Origin of the sequence: Streptosporangium amethystogenes (assembly GCF_000721075.1) — a bacterium.
GTDB classification, from domain to species: Bacteria; Actinomycetota; Actinomycetes; order Streptosporangiales; family Streptosporangiaceae; genus Streptosporangium; species Streptosporangium amethystogenes.
On record NZ_JOEQ01000009.1, the window covers coordinates 173,080 to 191,403 of the forward strand.

Annotated in this window: 12 protein-coding genes; 3 read left to right on the forward strand and 9 right to left on the reverse strand. The window is 65.9% G+C overall.

Features of this window, described 5'->3' with window-relative positions; genetic code table 11:
- Nucleotides 1–242 precede the first annotated feature (242 nt).
- From IG98_RS0115735 to IG98_RS0115760, 6 genes are all read right to left on the reverse strand, one after another.
- Nucleotides 243–641: a hypothetical protein gene (locus tag IG98_RS0115735; RefSeq protein ID WP_157594355.1), complete on the reverse strand. Its 399-nt coding sequence runs from the start codon at nt 639–641 to the stop codon at nt 243–245.
- 123 nt (nt 642–764) lie between these two features.
- Entirely contained in the window at nt 765–887 is a 123-nt protein-coding gene (locus tag IG98_RS48700; RefSeq protein ID WP_425428044.1) for a DUF397 domain-containing protein, read from the reverse strand.
- Between the two features lie 68 nt (nt 888–955).
- The gene (locus IG98_RS0115745; RefSeq protein WP_030912156.1) at nt 956–1,225 is read right to left on the reverse strand and encodes a hypothetical protein; all 270 of its coding nucleotides are present in this window, start codon (nt 1,223–1,225) and stop codon (nt 956–958) included.
- A complete protein-coding gene (locus IG98_RS0115750; RefSeq protein WP_030912159.1) occupies nt 1,222–1,512 on the reverse strand; it encodes a hypothetical protein in 291 nt (96 codons plus the stop codon). The genes IG98_RS0115745 and IG98_RS0115750 overlap by 4 nt, the downstream gene beginning before the upstream one ends.
- Before the next feature lie 223 nt (nt 1,513–1,735).
- A complete protein-coding gene (locus tag IG98_RS0115755) occupies nt 1,736–1,975 on the reverse strand; it encodes a DUF397 domain-containing protein (protein WP_030912162.1) in 240 nt (79 codons plus the stop codon).
- A complete protein-coding gene (locus IG98_RS0115760; protein ID WP_084195378.1) occupies nt 1,966–2,835 on the reverse strand; it encodes a helix-turn-helix domain-containing protein in 870 nt (289 codons plus the stop codon). The genes IG98_RS0115755 and IG98_RS0115760 overlap by 10 nt, the downstream gene beginning before the upstream one ends.
- Before the next feature lie 19 nt (nt 2,836–2,854).
- On the opposite strand from IG98_RS0115760, the gene IG98_RS0115765 reads away from it, so the two are divergent.
- A complete protein-coding gene (locus tag IG98_RS0115765) occupies nt 2,855–3,478 on the forward strand; it encodes an ATP-binding protein (RefSeq protein WP_169750120.1) in 624 nt (207 codons plus the stop codon).
- A gap of 285 nt (nt 3,479–3,763) precedes the next feature.
- Here the strand turns inward: IG98_RS0115765 and IG98_RS50545 are convergent, their stop codons facing one another.
- The 3 genes from IG98_RS50545 to IG98_RS0115775 all read right to left on the reverse strand — a co-directional run bounded on the left by IG98_RS50545 (nt 3,764) and on the right by IG98_RS0115775 (nt 15,510).
- Nucleotides 3,764–4,123, reverse strand: coding sequence for a hypothetical protein (locus IG98_RS50545; protein ID WP_157594356.1), 360 nt, complete (start codon nt 4,121–4,123; stop codon nt 3,764–3,766).
- Between the two features lies 1 nt (nt 4,124).
- Nucleotides 4,125–12,872: a DNRLRE domain-containing protein gene (locus IG98_RS0115770; protein WP_051752154.1), complete on the reverse strand. Its 8,748-nt coding sequence runs from the start codon at nt 12,870–12,872 to the stop codon at nt 4,125–4,127.
- A gap of 730 nt (nt 12,873–13,602) precedes the next feature.
- Nucleotides 13,603–15,510, reverse strand: a complete 1,908-nt coding sequence (locus tag IG98_RS0115775) for an N-6 DNA methylase (protein ID WP_030912174.1) — start codon at nt 15,508–15,510, stop codon at nt 13,603–13,605.
- Between the two features lie 176 nt (nt 15,511–15,686).
- On the opposite strand from IG98_RS0115775, the gene IG98_RS0115780 reads away from it, so the two are divergent.
- Nucleotides 15,687–15,908, forward strand: coding sequence for a hypothetical protein (locus IG98_RS0115780; protein ID WP_030912177.1), 222 nt, complete (start codon nt 15,687–15,689; stop codon nt 15,906–15,908).
- A 148-nt stretch (nt 15,909–16,056) separates the two neighbouring features.
- On the forward strand, nt 16,057–18,270 hold the full coding sequence (locus IG98_RS0115785) for a family 2 encapsulin nanocompartment cargo protein terpene cyclase (protein WP_030912179.1): 2,214 nt from the start codon (nt 16,057–16,059) through the stop codon (nt 18,268–18,270).
- Nucleotides 18,271–18,324: the final 54 nt, after the last annotated feature.

Below are 18,324 nucleotides of genomic sequence, written 5' to 3' on the forward strand. Positions count from 1 at the left end.
ACGATGACCCCGTGTCCATCGGCGACCTCCGCTCACACTTCGCTCGGTGTCAGATGATCATCGCTGACACTTCATTTTTCGGCATCATACCCCCGTCGGGGCTCTAGTTGATGTTGTCCGAACTTCGTGTCACGAGAGATCCCGGGAGTCGTGGCCTTTCCGTACGCCGCTCTCTCACCGGTGCGGAGCCGATGAGCCGTCGGCAGGTGCGGGTCACCCGCTTGAGGCCTCGGCGGCGAATGCTACGGCTGCGCCAGGCAGGGGGCGTCGGAGATGCCCACCGAGAGTTCCCTGCCCGAGGCGCCCAGCACGCGGATGGAGTTGGTGTCGCCGATGTAGGCGACCTCGGCCGCAGCGTCGCAGATCTCCTTGGCCGTGGCCGACTCGTCGTCGGTCAGGGAGGTCTCGATCGACACCGAGGTGCACTGCCCCGCCACGGTGACCGACCGGACCTTCTCCTGCCGTACGTGCTGCTCGACCTTGTCGGCGACCTCGTCGCAGGACGCCTCGGCGGGCGGCGCCGTCGTCCGGACGTTCCCGCCCGGGCTGTCCGCCACGGGCGCGCCGTCCTCCCCGCCGCCACACCCGGACAGCAGGAGGGTGGCCGCGGCCACCAGGATCAGGTGCTTACCAGAAGTCATGAACGTGACGGTATGTCCGCCCCCTTGCAGGCCACTTTCCGGCGAACGACGACGCGCTCTCCAAACCTCGGGGTCTTCGTCAGGGCGTGGTCGTGGGGCTCGTTCGAACCCTTCGTCGAGCTTTCAGCCTTGGTGGCCGCGGTCGAACTCGTTGGCCTTCACGCCGTTGATGAAGGCGTCCCACTCGGCGGGGGTGAAGAAGAGCTTGGGGCCTTCGGGGTCCTTGGAGTCGCGTACGGCGATCACTTCGGGGTGCTCGGCCCTGTGGCCGCTCGGAATTCGTCAGAACGGTGGCGTGGCAGACGCTGGAGACCTCAGAACAGGACGATCCGCGTCAAGATCACTTGGTGATCGTCTCTGTTGATCCGATATTCGGCGATGCCGTATCCGTGGGCAATCAGGATCTCCCGCCAGTCAGGATCGGCGCCAAGCTGATTGCTTCCAGTCAGCCACGGGTTCTCACAGATCGCCACCGTCAGTGCGGCCACCGTGGAGAACACCTCGGCGGACACGGCAGGATCGGCGAGAGTGTCGGCCACCATCTCGGAAGGGAGGACCGGCCACAGGTCGTCCTCCTCGCTCACGAAACGTTGCGCTCCCGCCGACCGACGATCTTCTCCATGGTCGATGTCGGCAACGTGCCCGCCTCGGCGCCGGCGTGAACGTGGTCGCGGTCGGGATCGGTGTCGAGCATCGCCCGGCCCCACCAGGCGCTCAGGACACCGTCCAGCTCCGGCCCTTGCTGGGCTTCCAGCAACTCGGCGAAGAACTGGGCCCGGCGGCCACCACGCAGCGCGTCGGAGATCGCACCGATGGTCCGAGGCACTCTCGGCTGCCTGGTCTCGTATCCGCCAACGGGCTGAGCGGTCATCGCTGTCACCTTTCCGTTCCTGCCACCAGCCTAAAGCGGTGGCAGTGACTCCGCAGCCACTCGGACGACATCCGGCTACCGACGTTTCGCGACGTGATGGTGCATGGGCAACGAGGAGAGTGTGCTGCTGTGTCCCTCTGACCGATCTTCCTGCTGAACGGCTCTCACGGATGGAAGGTGAAGGCCGCCCGCGACGGTTGTCGGGGCGGCCGGGGGCGGTGTTCTAGCTTCGGTCGAACTTGTTGGCCTTCACGCCGTTTATGAAGGCGTCCCACTCGGCGGGGGTGAAGAAGAGCTTGGGACCTTCGGGGTCCTTGGAGTCGCGTACGGCGATCAGCTCGGGGTGCTCGGCCTTGTGGCCGGGGGCGTCGACGACATCCTTGAGCTCCGCGACCTCAACGCAGTTTCCGCCGTTGCTACCGGTAAAGGTTGACTTCTGCCACTTGGCGTTACTCAGGTCCATCGTTCCTCTGCCGTTCTCTTAATGAGGTCCATCGACATGTCCAATGGAAGTGCCTCTATGCGAATGGCCTCGAATTTTTCTGCGGCTGTTGCGATATCGTCCTGGTCGCTGGTGACCAGCCCGCGAACGGCCGTGTCAAAGTAAGCTACCTCGCTTCCGCCTTCCAGCGTAGCGATTATGAATCCCGCTTCAAGGCCCGCACGCATGCCTCCGAGTGGCACCACCTGCACGCTGATACGGGGAGTGATGATCGAGGTCAGGTGCTCAAGTTGCGCGCGCATGATCTGAGGGCTTCCGATCAGACGATGGATTGCCGCTTCGTCGATCACGCACCGTAGGAGCGGTGGCGCGGGACTCTCCCGGCTGAATATTCCCTGGCGTTCCAGGCGGGCCTGCACGGCGGTCTCGTCCCTGTAGAGAACTTCGCGAGCGTACTCGGGGGTCTGGAGCAGCCCGGGAATCAAGATCGGTTCGTATGCGCGCAGAGCCGTCGCCACCTGCTCTTTGTCGGCCCACTTTCCGAACCAGGAGGGGAAGACCTGCCCCTTCCGCCAGTCGAGGAGGCGGCGGAGGGCGCCGCCTGTGTTGAGGACCGCGTCGCAGGCGTCGGCGAACTCCGGGCTGGCCGGGAGCTGGCCGGTCTCCACCCCGCTGATCAGGGACTCGCTGAAATGGATCTTCTCGGCCAGTTGGCTCTGGGTGAGCCCCGCCGCTTTCCGGTAGTGCTTCAGCTCCCGGCCCCATATTGCCTGAGGTGTGTAAAGGTCGATCACGATGCCCTCCTTGCCGGAATTCAACAACGGCCGTGCGAATCCCCAACGCTCGTCGATGGTAACCGTTCGACTACCAAGCGTAGCCATGTCACGGCACGCTGGCCATATGGATTCCAAAGAAGAAGGGGAGACCGGAAAAGAGGCTCTCAAGGCGTACGCGGCGCTGATCGAATATCGCTACACGCTGGACCCTTCCCTGGCCGTGCTGGGGGAGAGATGGATACCGCGCGAAACGAGAAACGTGGCCTCCGCCCGCCGATTCGTCCGGGACATTGCCACCGACTGGAACACGTCGGAAGACACCCCGGAAATCGCCGAACTCCTGGCCTCCGAACTCGTCACCAACGCGATCGCATACGGCTCATCAGCCGTCCCCGACCCAACCGCCATCCGCATCAGGATCACCAGAGAGAATGAGCTGATGACCGTCGACGTCTACGACTCCTGCATAGCCGTCCCCCGAATGAGACAGGCCGACCCCCTGGACACCTCCGGCAGGGGCCTCACCATCGTCGAAGACCTCTCCCACAATTGGGGCTGGACCCCCTCGTTCCAGGCGATCGAAGAACTCCCCCTCGCTGTAGGAGCCGACATGGCGCAGTCGGTCCACGAGCTTCCTGTGAGTATCCACATCGCTCAGGATCACGATGATAGGTCGCATGTCCTATATCGCCCTGCTTCATATCAAAAGGACTCATACGTCCGTGTTTCGCGGCAGTCTGACAGATAGGGGTATTGATCTTGCTGAGATCACCTCGATGGGTCGCGGAGCATATGGGACTCCGTTATTGGTCGGCATGTGACCTACGAGCCCTCCGGGGACCACCCAAGCACAACCGTCCGTCTTCAACGCCCAGAGGGCGATTATAGAGGTCCTATAACCGCCCTCACAGATTGACGGACAACGCTAACGGAAACAGAGCCAGCCACATACGCATGGGGACCGCCGTCTCGCGACCCTCTTCATATGTTCGCCACCGCCAGAGATGTGCCCACCTATCCGGTCGCCCGTCTTCTAATCAGTCCCCCGAAGGGGCCCGAACTTCGACGGTGAACGCGCATCACCGTCGTCCTCATGCCACTGACAATGGGTAGCAGTCACAAAGTCAGGGCCGCCGTTGATCAGGAATATTTTCCCAAACTTCGGTACTTGGAGGCCGAGTTCCGATAATTTTGGATCGGTTGATGAAGCGAACTCTTCGATAGTGAGGTGATTATATTCAGAGCTGACCTGCATCCGCTCGACGTTACTGAAGAGTAGATCGATTCGCTTAGTAGAGTCGTTGATATCGATGCTTCTTAACAACAGCTGTGAATAGCTCACGGTGTAGTGCCAGAGTCGGAATTCCCGTCCCCAGCCAGCGACCTTTGTCATCTCACTCTCCCAAAAATCCGGGGAGCGGGACATCCACTACGTTCCCGTTGCGGTAGAAGGTGATACTGCTCCAGTCCCGGTAGCCCCTTCGCACCGAGTCTCCGACGATTCTCATCTCACGCTCCGTTGTGAACCAGTTGTCGCCGCCGCCTCGATTGTATGCCGTTCTAAAGGCGAGAGCCGCATCGTCCGCGTGATCGAAGCCATCGAGGTTGATATGAATTCTATTCCCGGGCTTGTAGAAGGCTACATCTCGCACGGATCCAAGCGCCTCGTCTCTAGTTTTGTCGAGGAAGTGAGTAAGTTCGCGTGAATCCGCAAAATTGCGGAGATCGCCTTCTTTCCTAATACCGAGAGCCACTTCACCGCAGTCGCCTGAGTTGTGGACGAGGATCGGCGCAGTGCCTGCGAGCACATAGTACGTGTGGATGTCGGCGATGGTGAGGTTGTGGACTCGCTGGTAGGCGGTCCACTTTTCGATTGCTGTGACTTGGACGTGGGTGCCGGCGGCGGTGCGTAGCCACATGCCAGGTTTGAGGTCCTTGGCGTTGACCCATTTGCGTAGCGCGGGTACCCAGAAGGGGTGGATCTCGGTGGCGATGACCAGGCCTGTCTTGTCGCCCTTCTTGCCGTCGGTGTCGACGGTGATCTGGACGAGGTTCTTGTCGTCCTCGCCGGTGATTAGGGCGATGACGGGCTTGGCTTCGGTCTTGCCGGTTTCCGGGTCGGTGGCCAGCACCTCGTCGCCGACCTTGACGTCTTCGATCGGTTTGCGGGTGCCGTCGGCCATGAGCACTTCGGTGCCGGGCACGAAGCTTTGGCGACAGGCCTTAGCGATCTTTCTGACCGTGCTGGCGACCCGACCGGCCTTGGCGATCATTGATGCAATCTTGCCAATGCCGGCGGTGACAATTCCCGCAGAGGCCCAGGCACACGCTTCGGTGTCACCGCCGGCACAGTCGACGTAGTCTGCGACGAAAAGGTCATAGAGTGCAGCTACCTCTGACTTGCCCCATTGGCAATTCTCGTGCCCGATTTTCTCGCAGTGCCTGAAGTACTTGTTGATGTCTTGACCGGGAGAAGGGGTAGGAGTCGGCGACGCAGCAGAGGACTGCTTCGGTGAGGGAGCGGAAACCGGCACAGTAGGAGACGCATTGGGCGTCGGGCTCGGCGACGTGGTGGCAGCGGGTATGCCACCGCCGTCTGAGCTGGCGACGTTGTAGTGGCCGTCGATTTCGATGTTGGTGATGGGGTTGCCGCCGGTGAAGGAGTAGCGGTTGGACGTCCAGGGGTCGGTGCCGAGGCTCAGGTCGGCGAGGGCGCCGTTGTAGGAGTCGAGGGTGAGGAAGCGGTTGAGGCCGGGGTTGTAGTCGCGGAACCCCATGTCGTACATGCTGGTGGAGTTGTCCCAGCGTTTGGCGTTGAAGCGGTAGGGGTTGTACTCCTCCTTGGCGGTGGGGTCGATGGGGTCGGGTTTGTCGATGCCGGTGAAGAGGGTGTCGTCGTTGCTGCCGTAGGCGGTGTAGCCGTAGGTGGCGCGGGTGTCGCCGGTTTCGGAGGTGAGGGTTTCGACGTCGGTGTGGGCGTTGTAGCCGTAGTAGGAGGACTCCTCGCCGCCGTCGGCCTTGATCTTCACCTGCGACAGCCGCTCGCCCCAGGGGCTGTATTGGAAGGAGCGGGTGAGTTTGCCGGCGACTTCCTCGTCCAGGACTTCGGCCGACAGGCCGAGGTAGGAGTAGGCGGTGGTCTTCGCGCCGGCGGTGCCGGTCTTTTCGGTCTTGGTGGTGGTGCGGTCCAGCGGGTCGTAGGTGTAGGTGGTGACGGTGCTGCCGGCGGCGCCGAGTTTTTCGTGTTTGACGACGTGGTCGAAGCCGTCGTAGGTGTACTTCTCCTGCACCGCGCCGCCGCCGGTGATGGTGCGCAGCCGGCCGTAGGGGTCGTAGTTGTAGGTGGAGGTGGCTCCGGCGGTGGTGGAGGTCATCAGCCGGTTGCGGTCGAAGGTGAAGGTGGTCTGCTTGCCTTGGACCGTTTGGTCGTAGACGTTGCTGTTGGCGTCGTGGCTGTAGGTTTCGGTGGTCGCGGCGCCGCCGCCGATGGGGGTTTTGACGGTTTTGGCGATGCGGTCGCGGGGGTCGTAGGTGTAGGTGTAGTCGTTTTCCAGGTAGGCGCCGGGGTTGTCGGCGTTCTGGATTTTCGCCAGATCGCGGGAGCGGTGGCCGTTGCCTTGGTAGCCGATGGTGTGCTCGGAGACCACCGTGGCGTTCGGCTTCTTCTCGATCGAGTGGCGCAGCAGGCTGTCGAGGAAGTAGTCGTAGGTGACGGTGTTGCCGTTGGCCTTGGTCTCGGTGAGGCGTTCGGCCTTGGGGGTGTAGGTGTAGGTGGTGGTCTTCGGGCCGGTGTCGGTGGCCGACTTCTTGTTGACGACCTGGTCGACCAGGTCGCGGACGTCGTAGCGGTAGGTGGCCAGCGTCTTGTCGTGGGTGCGCTCGGTGACGGCGCTGTTTTCGTTGTAGGTGAAGGTGGTGGTGTTCTTGACCGTGCCGCCCGCACCGCCGACCTTTTCGAGGATCCGATCGATCTGGTTGAGGCCGGTGTAGGCGATGTCCCAGGTGTCGATCTTCGCGGTGGGTGAGTTGTCGGCGATTCTCGTGAGGTTGGCGTTGGGGTCGTAGGTGTAGGCGAAGTCCTTCTTTTCGGTGTCGATGGTGCCGGTGGTGTCGCGCACCAGCTTGACCGCATCGGCGGCGACGATGCCGTTGGCCTCGTCGGTCAGCGTGACGGAGTGGGTGTTGCCTTCGGCGAAGGTGAACTCGCCCAGGCTGACCCACTCACCCGCGCGAGTGGTCTGGTCGATGGTGGCGGTCGCCTGGCCGCCGTCGTGCTTGATCGTGTACTTGGCGTTCGTCGCGGTCGCGCCGGTGGGGTATTTCACCTGGACCTTGTAGGTGCCCTGTGAGGGAGTGGTGAGGTTCCAGGTGAAGGACGACGAACCGGTGCCGGCCGGGGCGATGGCGTAGTCATAACCGGTGAAACCGGTCCCCGGCTCGACCGTGGCCGCCAGCCCGGTTCCCACGCTGTTGGTACCGATGGTGGTCCAGGAGCCGGTGGCGGTGACCTGACCGACATCGGAGTTGTCGTCGAGTACCACGTCCAGGCCGAGCGGGGTGCCGTCGTCGGAGTGGGTCTTGAGCTTGCCGTCGGGGAAGTAGGACCAGTCCAGCGCCCGCTGGGAGGAGCCAGCCGCGCTGGTGACGGTACGGTTGGTCTGCGCTCCGAGGGTGTTGTAGTCGTAGGTGGTCTTGATGTCCCACGGGTCGGCGGTGGTCTTGGACCAGCCGTTGTCCCAGTAGGTCATCGTGGTGATGTTGCGGATGGTCTGCCCGTGCGAGGGCGGCGCGGAGATCTCCTTCAGCCGGGAGACGGCGTCGTAGGCGTACTTCACCGAGTCGGGGGTGTTGTACTTCGGGTCGTCCTTATCGAACGGGTAGATCTCCTCGGCCGGGCGGTTGAGCTTGTCGTACTTGGTTTCGGCGATGAAGTCGGCCGCATCGTCGGTGGTCTCCACCCCGCGCGGGGTGATGACCTTGGTGCGGTTGCCGACCTGGTCGTAGACGAACTGCGTGGTCGTGTACTTGATCGTCCCGTCGGTGGCCGAGTGCGGGACCTTCGTCTCGGTCACCGCGCCGCGCTTGTCCAGCGTGATGAGGGTTTTGTTGCCCTCCTGATCCGTCTGTCCTTCGACGAGGCCGTCCAGGTCGTAGTCGGTGACCGTCTGATGTCCGGCGGCGTCCTTGACGTGCGTGACCTGGTGGTTGCGGTCGTAGGTGGAGATGGTGGTGTAGTCGCCGGCATCGGCGGTGGCGTTCTTGCGCGGGTCGACGACCTTGATGGTGTTGCCGACGTTGTCGTAGACGTAGGTGATCTTGTGCTGGGCGGCGTTGAGCACGTCGGTCAGCTGGTAGATAGGGTCGTAGGCATACGTGGTGGTGAAGTCGCCCGCCTCGGGAGTGAGGTTGCCCTTAGGCTCGGTCTGCGTCTTGAGGTTGCCGGCCAGGTCGTAGGTGAAGGACGCCTTACGCTCCGGCCCGTCCGCAGCATCCTTCGGCAGCAGCGACTCCAGCAGCTGGTCGGCGTCGTCGTAGGCCGCGGTCGAGATCGCCCCGTTGGGCGCGGTCGCCTTGGTGATGTTGTCGTTGCGGTCGTAGACCGGGGCCGGAGTGGTGATGAACTTCCCGGCGTCCTGGTCCTTGGGCACCTTCGACTCGAGCGGCCGGGTGAAGAGGTCGTAGGTCTGGGTGGTCTTCTTGCCCAGCGCGTCGGTCACCGACAACACGTTGCCGCGCACGTCATACGACGTCACCGTGGCGTTGTTGTACGCGTCGGTGATCTTCTCTGGATACCCGGTCGGGTGGTAATCACCGTAAGTAGCCGGGTTGCCGTTGGCGTCGGTGCTCTTGGTCAGCTGGCCGAAGCCGTCGTAGTCGTAGGAGGTGGTGTAGTCCCCGGCTGCGGGAGAGGCGACGCCGAGCGGGTCGGTGACCGTCTTGAGGTTGCCCTTGGCGTCGTAGCCGAAGTTCCACTTACGGCCCTCGGGAGACGTCTTCTCGGTCAGGTCGGCGACGTAGCCGTTCAGGAAGCTCTGATAGCCCAGCACCGTGGGGGCGGTGTTGTTGTGGTTGGCCTCGGAGTCCTTCAGTTCCAGCGGGTAGCCGGTCTTCTGATCGAAGGTCCAGGTGGCGAACGCGCCGTTGGCCTCGGTCAGCTTGACCACGTTGTGATCGGGGTCCCAGGTCAGCGCGGTGGTCTCGTTCTTGGCGTTGACGATCGACTCCGGCCGGCCGTAGGCGTCCAGCACGTATTTGGTGGCGTGCTGCAACGGGTCGGTGACGGTGGCGTGGATGACGCCGCCCTGCGGGCCGTCGGGGTCGACGTAGTCGAACTTCGTCACCCCGCCCAACCGGTCGGTGAGCGTTTCGATCTTCCACTTGTCCTTGGGGTCGACCGGCGCCTCGTAGTACTTCAGCGCGGTGGTGTTGCCCCGCGGGTCCTTCACCGCGACGAGCTTGACGTTCTTGTTGCCCTGGGTGGCGTCGTAGGTGAAGCGGAAGGTCTTGGCTTCGGGATCGCCGGCGCCGTCGACCATCTTGGCCATCAGGCCCTTGTCGCTGTAGGTGAAAGTGACCTTCCGTCCGGCGATGTCGGTGATCGACTCCACGGTGTCGATGATGTGCGGGTTGGTCAGCTTGGTGTCGTTGACCTCGGTCCCGGCGTCGTTGATGTAGGTGTAGTCCTGGCCCTTTTTGTAGTAGTTCAGGGTCAGGGTGCGCCGCCCGGCGGCGTCGGTGATGTAGGTCAGGAACTTGGTCGGCTTGTTGTTGGACTTGCGGCGCTCGTAGGTGAACGACATGGTGTTGCCGTTCTTGTCGACGATCGCCGACTGGAAGCCTTCGTCGTCGTAGAAGAACTGGGTGCGGTCGGGCTTGGTGAACACCCAGGTGCGCTGCGCCGCCAGCTCACGATCGTTTCCGAAGGAAGAGGGGTCGACCTTCTGCAGATACAGGTGGATGCCGCGGGGGTTTTTGTAGGCGCAGGTGGACGGGCTGCAGGCGGACGGGTCCGTGCCTTCGGGCAGGGTCCACACATGCGTGGTGCCGTCCCCGTCGGTCAACCGGACCTGGGTGGGCCAGGTCTGGCCGGGCGGGTGGAAGTAGACCTGCGAGCCGAGCCGCTGCAACGTCGAGGCCTGCAACGACCACCCGTAACCCATCGCCGAGGCGCTGGTGTCGAGGCTGTTGTAGGTCATCCGGGCGAAGGTGGAGATGCCGCGCGAGGGGTTGGAGAACGCGTTGTAGTTCCACACCACGTTGCCCGCGTACGGGTTCACCAACGCGGTGGAGCCGGCGCCGGTGTTCTTACCGGTGTAGGCGTAGAACTTCTCCGCCCCCAGCAGGTCGGAGGTCGGCGAGTCGACGCGGATCTGCTGCGGCAGCTGCGGCAGCTGGTGGGAGGCCGACTTCCAGTTGTTGGTGAGGGTGTCCTGTACGTCCCACACCAGGGACACGGCCTCGGCCTTGTTGCCCTCGGCCGACAGGGTGGGCGCCTTGACGTCGGCGTCGACCACAGTGCTCTGCCCCGGGGCCAGGGTGGCCGGCAGCGCGGTCTTCAACTGGTTGTCGGTGGTGGAGATGTCGGTGCCGTCGGGCAGCTTCCAGAAGTAGCCCACCTTGGTGGAGGCCGCCGGCCAGGTCTGGGTGGTGGTGTTGGTGATGACCACCGGGAGCTTGGTGGTGGCGCCGACGTCCATCCGCTCCGGGGTGCCCGGCACGTAGAACGCCGAGGAGCCGGAGGTCTTCTCGACATAGGTGACCCGTAGCCGGGGCCGCAGCACCGGCTCATCGGCCTCGGAGGCCAGGAACTGCACGGACTGCTTGGCTGATCCGGCCTCGGCTGCGACCTTGACGAGCAGGCCGTGGTTGGCGGCCGGGGTCGCGCTCCAGGCCTGGGCGGCGCCGGTGACGGTCCACTTGCGCCAGCCCGGCTGCGCGCTCACCGCTGACACGGTGGCGAGCGCGGCCGCGTCGAAGTCGCCGCCGGCGGTGGTCCAGGAGGTGGCGGCATCCGCCTTGGCCCAGGTCGCGGCCTCGTCGAAGGCACGGGTGAGTTTATGGGCGGTGAATGCCGCGCCGGTGCCGGTGCTGTTGGCCTCCCACAGCGACAACGTCGCCTCGGTGACCTGCGCATCAGATGGGATCTCGTCTGCGTAGTCGGCGAATTTGACCACCGCGCGGGTGTTACCCAGGGTGGTGGCGGTGTTGGCGGCCTGCAGCCATTTTTGCCCGCTCACCTGGTCGTGGACCGCGTCGGGTTCGCCGGAGGCCAAGGTGGTATCGGCGCCGGTGTAGAGGATCTTGGCGATCTGACCCGGGCGGGGCAGGATCACCGTCTGCTCCGGCGACGGGACGGCCTGTCCGTTCTTCAGCACCGCCTCAAGCCGGTAGGTGGCCTCGTGGGTGTAGGAGGGGTCGGTGACCGCGTCCGGGTCGCCGCCGCTGCTGGTGTCGACATAGGAGGTGGCATCCGGTGAGATCGCCGCCACCAGCTGGGCATCGCTGGTGCCGTGACCGCCGCCGAGCTGACAGCCGCTCGGGCAGGTGCGATACAGCCGGTACTCGGCCAGGTCATCGGACGCGTCGCCGGGGGTGGGGTCGGCGTAGGCGCTCCACGACAGCGACGCCCCCACCGAGGTCGCGGTGGTGACCGGGTTCAGCACCACACCCGGGTTGCCGTAGGTGACGACCAGCTTGGGGAAGGTGGCCGTCTCCCCGGTCATGCCGTCGCCGCCGTAGAGGTCCTCACCGGCCGCATACACCGGGCCGGCGATTTTGCCGGTGGAGGTCTCATCGACGGCCTTGAGCATGATGCCGTTCATCGGCGCCTCATAGGAGGAGTACCAGCCGTTGACCATGGCGGTGACGTCGAAGGAATGCCAGCGAGACAGCTCACCCGCGTTGCGTACCACGGTCGCGGCCGGGGTGGCGGCGACGGTGGGCTGGGTGTTCCAGGTGACATCCCAGCCGGACCACTCGCTGGTGATCTCGTGCGCGGCCACCGTCACCGGCCCGGCCTCACCCAGCGCCTGGTCGAAGTAGGTCTCCAGGTGGGCCTCATCGACCTGGGTACCGAGCGCGATCTCCGAGGGCATGTTGAAGTACAGCAGCGCCCGGTTGATCCCGGTGGAGGAGATCTTCCCGACCGGCAGCTTCCACGAGCCGTCGTAGTTGGTGGTCTTGGCCGCGGAGTTGACGTAGGTGTCGCTGCCGTCGAACCCGTTCGACTGGATCGTGATCGTGGGGTCGATCACCACCGGCCATTTGCGCTCCGGCGCGGCCAGCCAGGCCGCGTCCGGCTTCAACGTGATCGTCGTCTCGGCGCCCTGCCCGCTCAGCGTCTGGGTGACCGCCTCGGAATAACGCTTGCCGTACGGCGAGACCGGATCATCCGTCGCATCGATCATGAACGGCTTCGGGATCGTGAACGTCGGCGCATCGGATCCATCCGCGGTGAACGCGATCGACCCGTCGGTGTTCTGCTTGGCGCTCACGCCGCCGGACTTGACGGTGAAGGCGAACGAGGCGTCGGCCGCCGGCGGCTTGGACAGCACCAGGTACTCCTTCACCCCCTCCGCCGTGACCTTGTAGACCACATCGGCGCCGTCCCATACCCCCGGATAGGTGAGCGTGGACCCGTCGACCTTCGGGACGATCTTCCTGGAGTCCCCGGCCACGCCGAGCGTCAGCTGCCGCTTGCCCAGCTGAATCTTGGCGAGCTTGCTCGTGGCCTCACCGAACCGGGAGGAGAACCCGCTGGCATCGTTGCCGTGGGTGAAGCCGTCCTCGGCGACCGAGCCGATCCGGGTGTCGATGTCCTTCCAGGTGCCGGCCGCGTCCTGGTAGTGGCGCGGCACGCTCGACAGCTCCACCTGCCGGCGGCCGTCGTCGAGTTCGAACACCGTGCCGTGCGCAGAGCGCTTGGCGGTCAGTTCCTTGACGCGTTTGCCCGGCGGTTTCGGCTTACCCGACCTGGAAGCTCCGGTGCGGCCGGGCAGCGCGGCCGCACCGGTTCCGGTGCGCATCTGCCCGCGCGGGGTCTCGGCGAACAGCCCGCCGATCCCGGAGGCCAGCTGCGACAGCAGGCCCGGCCCGGCCGCCGTCGCGGAGGTCTGCGCCAGTGCCGGGCCGGCCGGGGCCATCGACGCCAGCAGGGTGACGCTGATCGCGGTGGCGACCAGGCACCGTCGCCGTAACCGTTTACGTCTTCGGTACGGCTCGGGCCCGGAGGTTTCGGGCGGGGTGGGGTGGTGGGGGGAAACGGGCGCACGCAGGCTCCACTCACACAGTCAAGGGGTGTAAAGAGGGAATAAAGCGCCCTGATCGTAAGAAGTTGGTCAAACGGAGTAAATGATTGCTGTCAGTGATCCCATCGGCACGGTGTAACGAAATGCGGGGACGGAGCGATGTATTCGTCCTATCGCCCGAGTACTGAGTCGTCGCTCAGGCAACTGCCTGCTGAAACTTACTTTCACCATTTGTCAACCGAAGGATGGTCGGCTACACGTTCAAGTTTGGGATCGCTCCAAAGAAGGCGTGTGGCGTTAATCACAGCAATGGATATGTGAAGGTCACGGCCGATCATCACTCACTGTCAATGGGAGAAAGGCACTCCATCGCCCCCTCCGATATGGGGAGCGTCGACATGTCAGGGGTCCGGAAAAGTCGGTTGAGGATTGTTGATCATATGAGGCCGAGGACGGCCAGGGTTCGGGTGGCGTCTCGAGAGGTGCCGGACGGTCTGGGCGATCGACGGGTGATCTTCTCCATGGTCGGCGTCGGCAACGCGCCGGCCTCGGCGGTGTCGACCCCGCAGCTATCAGCCATCGACTGGGCAGGGCCAGGTCGTGCCCGCCCATACAGAAGAACACCTCAGGCCGGGGGAGCGAGGGTTCCGGCGGCGAGGGCGTGGGTCAGGGCGGTGGCGGCGGTCTGGCCCGAGGTGGTCAGCTCCCGGAGTTCGGCCTCGAAGGTGAAGATCCTGCGGAAGGTGTCGCCGTACCTCCGCTGCTCTTCGACCGAGAGGCGCGGCACCTGGGCGCGGCGCGGGTCGAAGCGGGTGGAGCCGGACTGGGTGCCGGTCGTGGCGCCCGGGGAGAGCGCCCGGACGAAGCCCGCGAGGAAGAACGGGTCCAGCCGGTCGGGGTCGGGGCGCAGCAGGACGAGCCGGGGGCCGAGCAGCAGGCCGGACTCCTCGATCACCCGGGTGACCAGGCCGCCGGCCCCGACGGCGGCGACCACGTCTCCGGGCTCGATCCTGACCCGGCCCCCGGGGCGGGTGCGCGTCTCCACCGCGCCCCCGTCCAGGACGTGCCGGTCGGTCAGCACCGGATCGCCAGAGCCGTCGATCTCGAAGCGCCCCGCCTGCCAGACGGCCAGCGCCCCGATTCGCTCCAGTTCCGCCAGCGTGACGGACGGCAACTCCTGGCCGGTGCCGGGGACGGCCTCGGGGACGAGGGTGGCCAGCCGTCCGAGCCGCTCGGCCAGCCGCCCGCGGAGCAGGAGGTATCCCTCCGCGGAGACCTGTTCCTCGGTGCCGAGATACCGGGAAGGGGTGACGTCGACGTCCTCGTCGACCAGCTCGATGATCGGGACCGTGCGGCTCTCGCCCGGCCTGTCGACGTCGAGGTCGGGATCCGCGTGGAACTCACGCCACCGCTCGGCGACCGCGTCGAGGTTTCCCAGGTCGGCCTCGGCCATCAGGACGCGGGAGGGGGTGCGGTCGTCGGCGGTGGGCTTGCGCAGCACCCAGATGTGCACGGGCAGCGCGGTGCCACCCGACGCGACCTTCGGGGGGAGGCCGATGACGGCCCGCAGGGTCCCGCGGCGCAGCAGGTTGCTGCGGATGCGGCGGCCCGAGCGGCGGTTGGCGGCGATCGCGGGCATCAGCAGCACCGCGACGCCGCCCGGCGCCAGGTGGGCGAGCGCGTGCTGGACCCAGGCCAGCTCCGACTCCATCTTGGGCGGCAGCCCGTACTCCCAGCGGGGGTCGCTCGTCAGCTCGTCGTATCCCCAGTGGCGCTCGTTGAACGGGGGATGGCACACGACGGCGTCGACGGTCAGGTCGGGCCAGGCGTCATGGCGCAGCGAGTCGCCCGCCCTGACCTCGCCGCCAATCTCCGGCGCACCGCCCGTCTTCGCCCTGCCGCCCGCCGGTGCCTCGTCGCCCGCTCCGGCCAGTGCCAGGCGTGACTGTGCCAGCCGGGCCAGGGAGTCGTCGTACTCCTGCCCGTACGCGCGCCGCCCCGGGGCCGCCGCGGCGAGGAGGACGCCGAGGCCGCAGGCGGGGTCGAGGACGGACCGGGCGCCGGGCCCCGCCAGGTGGGCCATGAAGTCCGCGATCTCGGCGGGTGTCTCGGCCAGGCGGCGCGAGTGGACGTCGGCGTAGCGGTCCAGCAGGAAGCGGATGGCCTGGGGGCCGCCCTCCTCCTCGGCGTACCGTCTGATCAGCTCCCACGCGGGGGCCGGGACGGTGTGGGGCCTGCCCTGGCCGAGCAGGAGCTCGGCGGCCTCGGCGACGACCTCGCCGAGCCTGAGGTCGTCGCCGGCGGCGCGGACCTGCTGCCAGACGCGCTCGCGTAGCGGGAGCTCGGCCACCTTGCCCTGCGCAAGCAGCCACGCCTCGACGGCGCCGAGCGAGAAGGTCGGGCTGGTCGCCGTCCCGCCCACGGGCTCGGGGAAGTCCTCGTGCCGTCGCCGCCAGTTGCTCACGGCCGCGCGGCCGACGCCCGCCATCCGCGCGATGTCGGCGGCGGTGACGCTCGCCTCGTCCCCTGCCATCGCCAGCCTCCGTTTTCCCACGTCAGCCCATTCGACATGTGGACGACAACTTATCTCACAGCGTTGACGGACGTCGATCGGCGGCATCGAGTACGTGTATTTGGTTCACGTGATGAGGGTGCCTGGCGTAAAAGGACCTGCGAATTGTCGGTGGAGCAGGCAAGGATGACCCCATCATGGTTATCCACCCGTCTCTCCCGTTCACCGCCACGACGTCCCCGAGCGGGGACATCGTGGTCTTCTACGTCGGCACCGAGCCCCGGATGACGCCGGAACAGGCGCTCGCGTTCGCCGACCAGCTCCGCGACCTCGCGGCCGACGCGTCGCGCCCGGGTCGCCGGGAGCACTGGTCGGCGGGCACCGGATGTCCTGACCGTGCCATGGCGTATTCGCGATAATCCCTTTCACTCTCCGTGGTCATTGCGTAACGTTCTGCCTGTCGTGGCTTCCGGAAAGAGGAGTCGCCTCATCGATTCGCCGTGCTCCTGACGCCCGATGCCCGGGACGCCGCCGGACGCGTCGACGTCGGATACGGAAGGACGGAACATGCAACCCTTCGAGCTCCCTGACTTCTACCTGCCGTATCCGGCCAGGCTGAACCCCCACGTGGAGACCGCGCGCGAGCACACCAGGGCCTGGGCGCACGACATGGGCATCCTCGATCCCGACCTCGGCATCTGGGACGAGGACAGGCTGGAGGCGATGGACTACGGCCTGCTCTGCGCCTACACCCACCCCGACGCGCCCGCCGGTGAGCTTGACCTCATCACCGACTGGTACGTGTGGGTGTTCTTCTTCGACGACCACTTCCTGGAGACCTTCAAGCGCAGCGGTGACCTGGCCGGCGCCAAGGAGTACCTGGACCGGCTGGCGGCCTTCATGCCGGTGCACCCCACCGGGCCCGCTCCCGAGCCGGAGAACCCGGTGGAGCGCGGCCTGGCCGACCTGTGGGCCCGGACCATCCCGGCCATGTCCGCCGACTGGCGGGCCCGGTTCGTCGAGAGCACCAGGAACCTCCTCGACGAGTCCCTGTGGGAGCTCGCCAACATCAACGCCGGGCGCGTCGCCAACCCGATCGAGTACATCGAGATGCGGCGTAAGGTCGGCGGCGCCCCCTGGTCGGCCAACCTGGTGGAGCACGCAGCGGGCGCGGAGGTCCCGGCCGTCGTCGCCGCCAGCCGGCCGATGCGCGTGCTGAGGGACACCTTCTCCGACGGGGTGCACCTGCGCAACGACCTCTTCTCCTACGAGCGGGAGGTCGGCGACGAGGGCGAGCTCAGCAACGGGGTGCTGGTCTTCGAGCGCTTCCTGGGCTACGACACCCAGCAGGCGGCCGACGCGGTCAACGACCTGATCACCTCCAGGCTGCACCAGTTCGAGAACACCGCCCTCACCGAGTTGCCGGCCCTCTTCGAGGAGCACGGCCTGGACCTGAAGTCCCGCATCGACGTCCTCGCGTACGTCAAGGGGCTCCAGGACTGGCAGTCGGGTGGCCATGAGTGGCACATGCGCTCCAGCCGCTACATGAACGGGGCCTCGCAGACCTCCCCGGTCGCCCCGGCCCTCCTCGGTGGTCCCACCGGCCTGGGCACCTCGGCGACGCGCATCAGGCTGGCGTCCGGCGTCACCGGCCCGGGTGGGATCAGGAGCCACACCCACGTCCCCCTGCGGAAGGTGGGGTCGGTGCCGCTGCCCGAGATCTACATGCCGTACACGGCCAGGATGAACCCCAACCTGGACAGCGCCCGCAGCCACGCGGTGGAGTGGGCGCGCGAGATGGGGATGTTCGAGCAGCTACCCGGCTTCCCCGGGCTGGCCGTCTGGACCGAGCACAAGCTCGACGGCTACGACTTCGCCATCTGCGCCGGGGCGATCAACCCGGACGCGTCCGGCCCCGAACTGGACATCTCGACGTTCTGGCTCACCTGGGGGACCTACGCCGACGACTACTTCCCGGTGGTGTTCGGGTCCCGGCGTGACATGCTCGGCGCGAAGGTGTTCAACGAGCGGCTGTCGGCGTTCATGCCGCTCGACCTCTCCGCCACCCCGCCGCCGACCAACCCGATCGAGCGTGGCCTGGCCGACCTGTGGTTCCGTACGGCGACCCCCATGACGGAGAGCGCGCGTGCCGGGTTCCGCCGGACCGTCGAGGACATGACGGAGAGCTGGCTGTGGGAGCTGGCCAACCACATCCAGAACCGGGTTCCCGACCCGGTCGACTACATCGAGATGCGCCGCAAGACCTTCGGCTCCGACCTCACCATGAGCCTGTCCCGGCTGGCCCACGGCCAGTCGGTGCCGCCCGAGGTCTACAACACCCGGACGATGCGCGGGCTGGACGACTCGGCCGCCGACTACGCCTGCCTGGTCAACGACCTCTGCTCCTACCAGAAGGAGATCCAGTTCGAAGGCGAGCTGCACAACTGCGTGCTGGTCGTCCAGGACTTCCTCAACTGCGACCTGCGACAGGCGGTCGACATCGTCAACGACCTGATGACGTCTCGAATGCGGCAGTTCGAGCACATCGTCGCCACCGAGCTCCCGGTACTGGTCGACGACTTCGACCTCGACGGGGAGGCTCGGGAAGCACTCAACGGCTACGTGACGGAGCTGCAGGACTGGATGGCGGGCGTCCTGCTCTGGCACATGAAGACCCGCCGTTACGACGAGTCCGAGCTGAACTACCCACCCGCGACGACGCGGCCGGTCGGCGGACCCACCGGGCTGGGGACCCTCGCCGCCTACGTCGGCGGACGCTGAACGACACACTCACCGTGCCCGGTCTCCGGTCGGGAAGCCCGGCTGCGGGCCGTC

Excerpts from the sequence above, each read along its gene's own strand:
- IG98_RS0115735 (WP_157594355.1), bottom strand. The coding sequence starts at position 641 with ATGACTTCTGGTAAGCACCTGATCCTGGTGGCCGCGGCCACCCTCCTG.
- IG98_RS0115750 (WP_030912159.1), bottom strand. The coding sequence starts at position 1,512 with ATGACCGCTCAGCCCGTTGGCGGATACGAGACCAGGCAGCCGAGAGTG.
- IG98_RS0115755 (WP_030912162.1), bottom strand. The coding sequence starts at position 1,975 with ATGGACCTGAGTAACGCCAAGTGGCAGAAGTCAACCTTTACCGGTAGC.
- IG98_RS0115760 (WP_084195378.1), bottom strand. The coding sequence starts at position 2,835 with ATGGCTACGCTTGGTAGTCGAACGGTTACCATCGACGAGCGTTGGGGA.
- IG98_RS0115765 (WP_169750120.1), top strand. The coding sequence starts at position 2,855 with ATGGATTCCAAAGAAGAAGGGGAGACCGGAAAAGAGGCTCTCAAGGCG.
- IG98_RS50545 (WP_157594356.1), bottom strand. The coding sequence starts at position 4,123 with ATGACAAAGGTCGCTGGCTGGGGACGGGAATTCCGACTCTGGCACTAC.
- IG98_RS0115770 (WP_051752154.1), bottom strand. The coding sequence starts at position 12,872 with ATGGCCCCGGCCGGCCCGGCACTGGCGCAGACCTCCGCGACGGCGGCC.
- IG98_RS0115775 (WP_030912174.1), bottom strand. The coding sequence starts at position 15,510 with ATGGCAGGGGACGAGGCGAGCGTCACCGCCGCCGACATCGCGCGGATG.
- IG98_RS0115780 (WP_030912177.1), top strand. The coding sequence starts at position 15,687 with ATGGTTATCCACCCGTCTCTCCCGTTCACCGCCACGACGTCCCCGAGC.
- IG98_RS0115785 (WP_030912179.1), top strand. The coding sequence starts at position 16,057 with ATGCAACCCTTCGAGCTCCCTGACTTCTACCTGCCGTATCCGGCCAGG.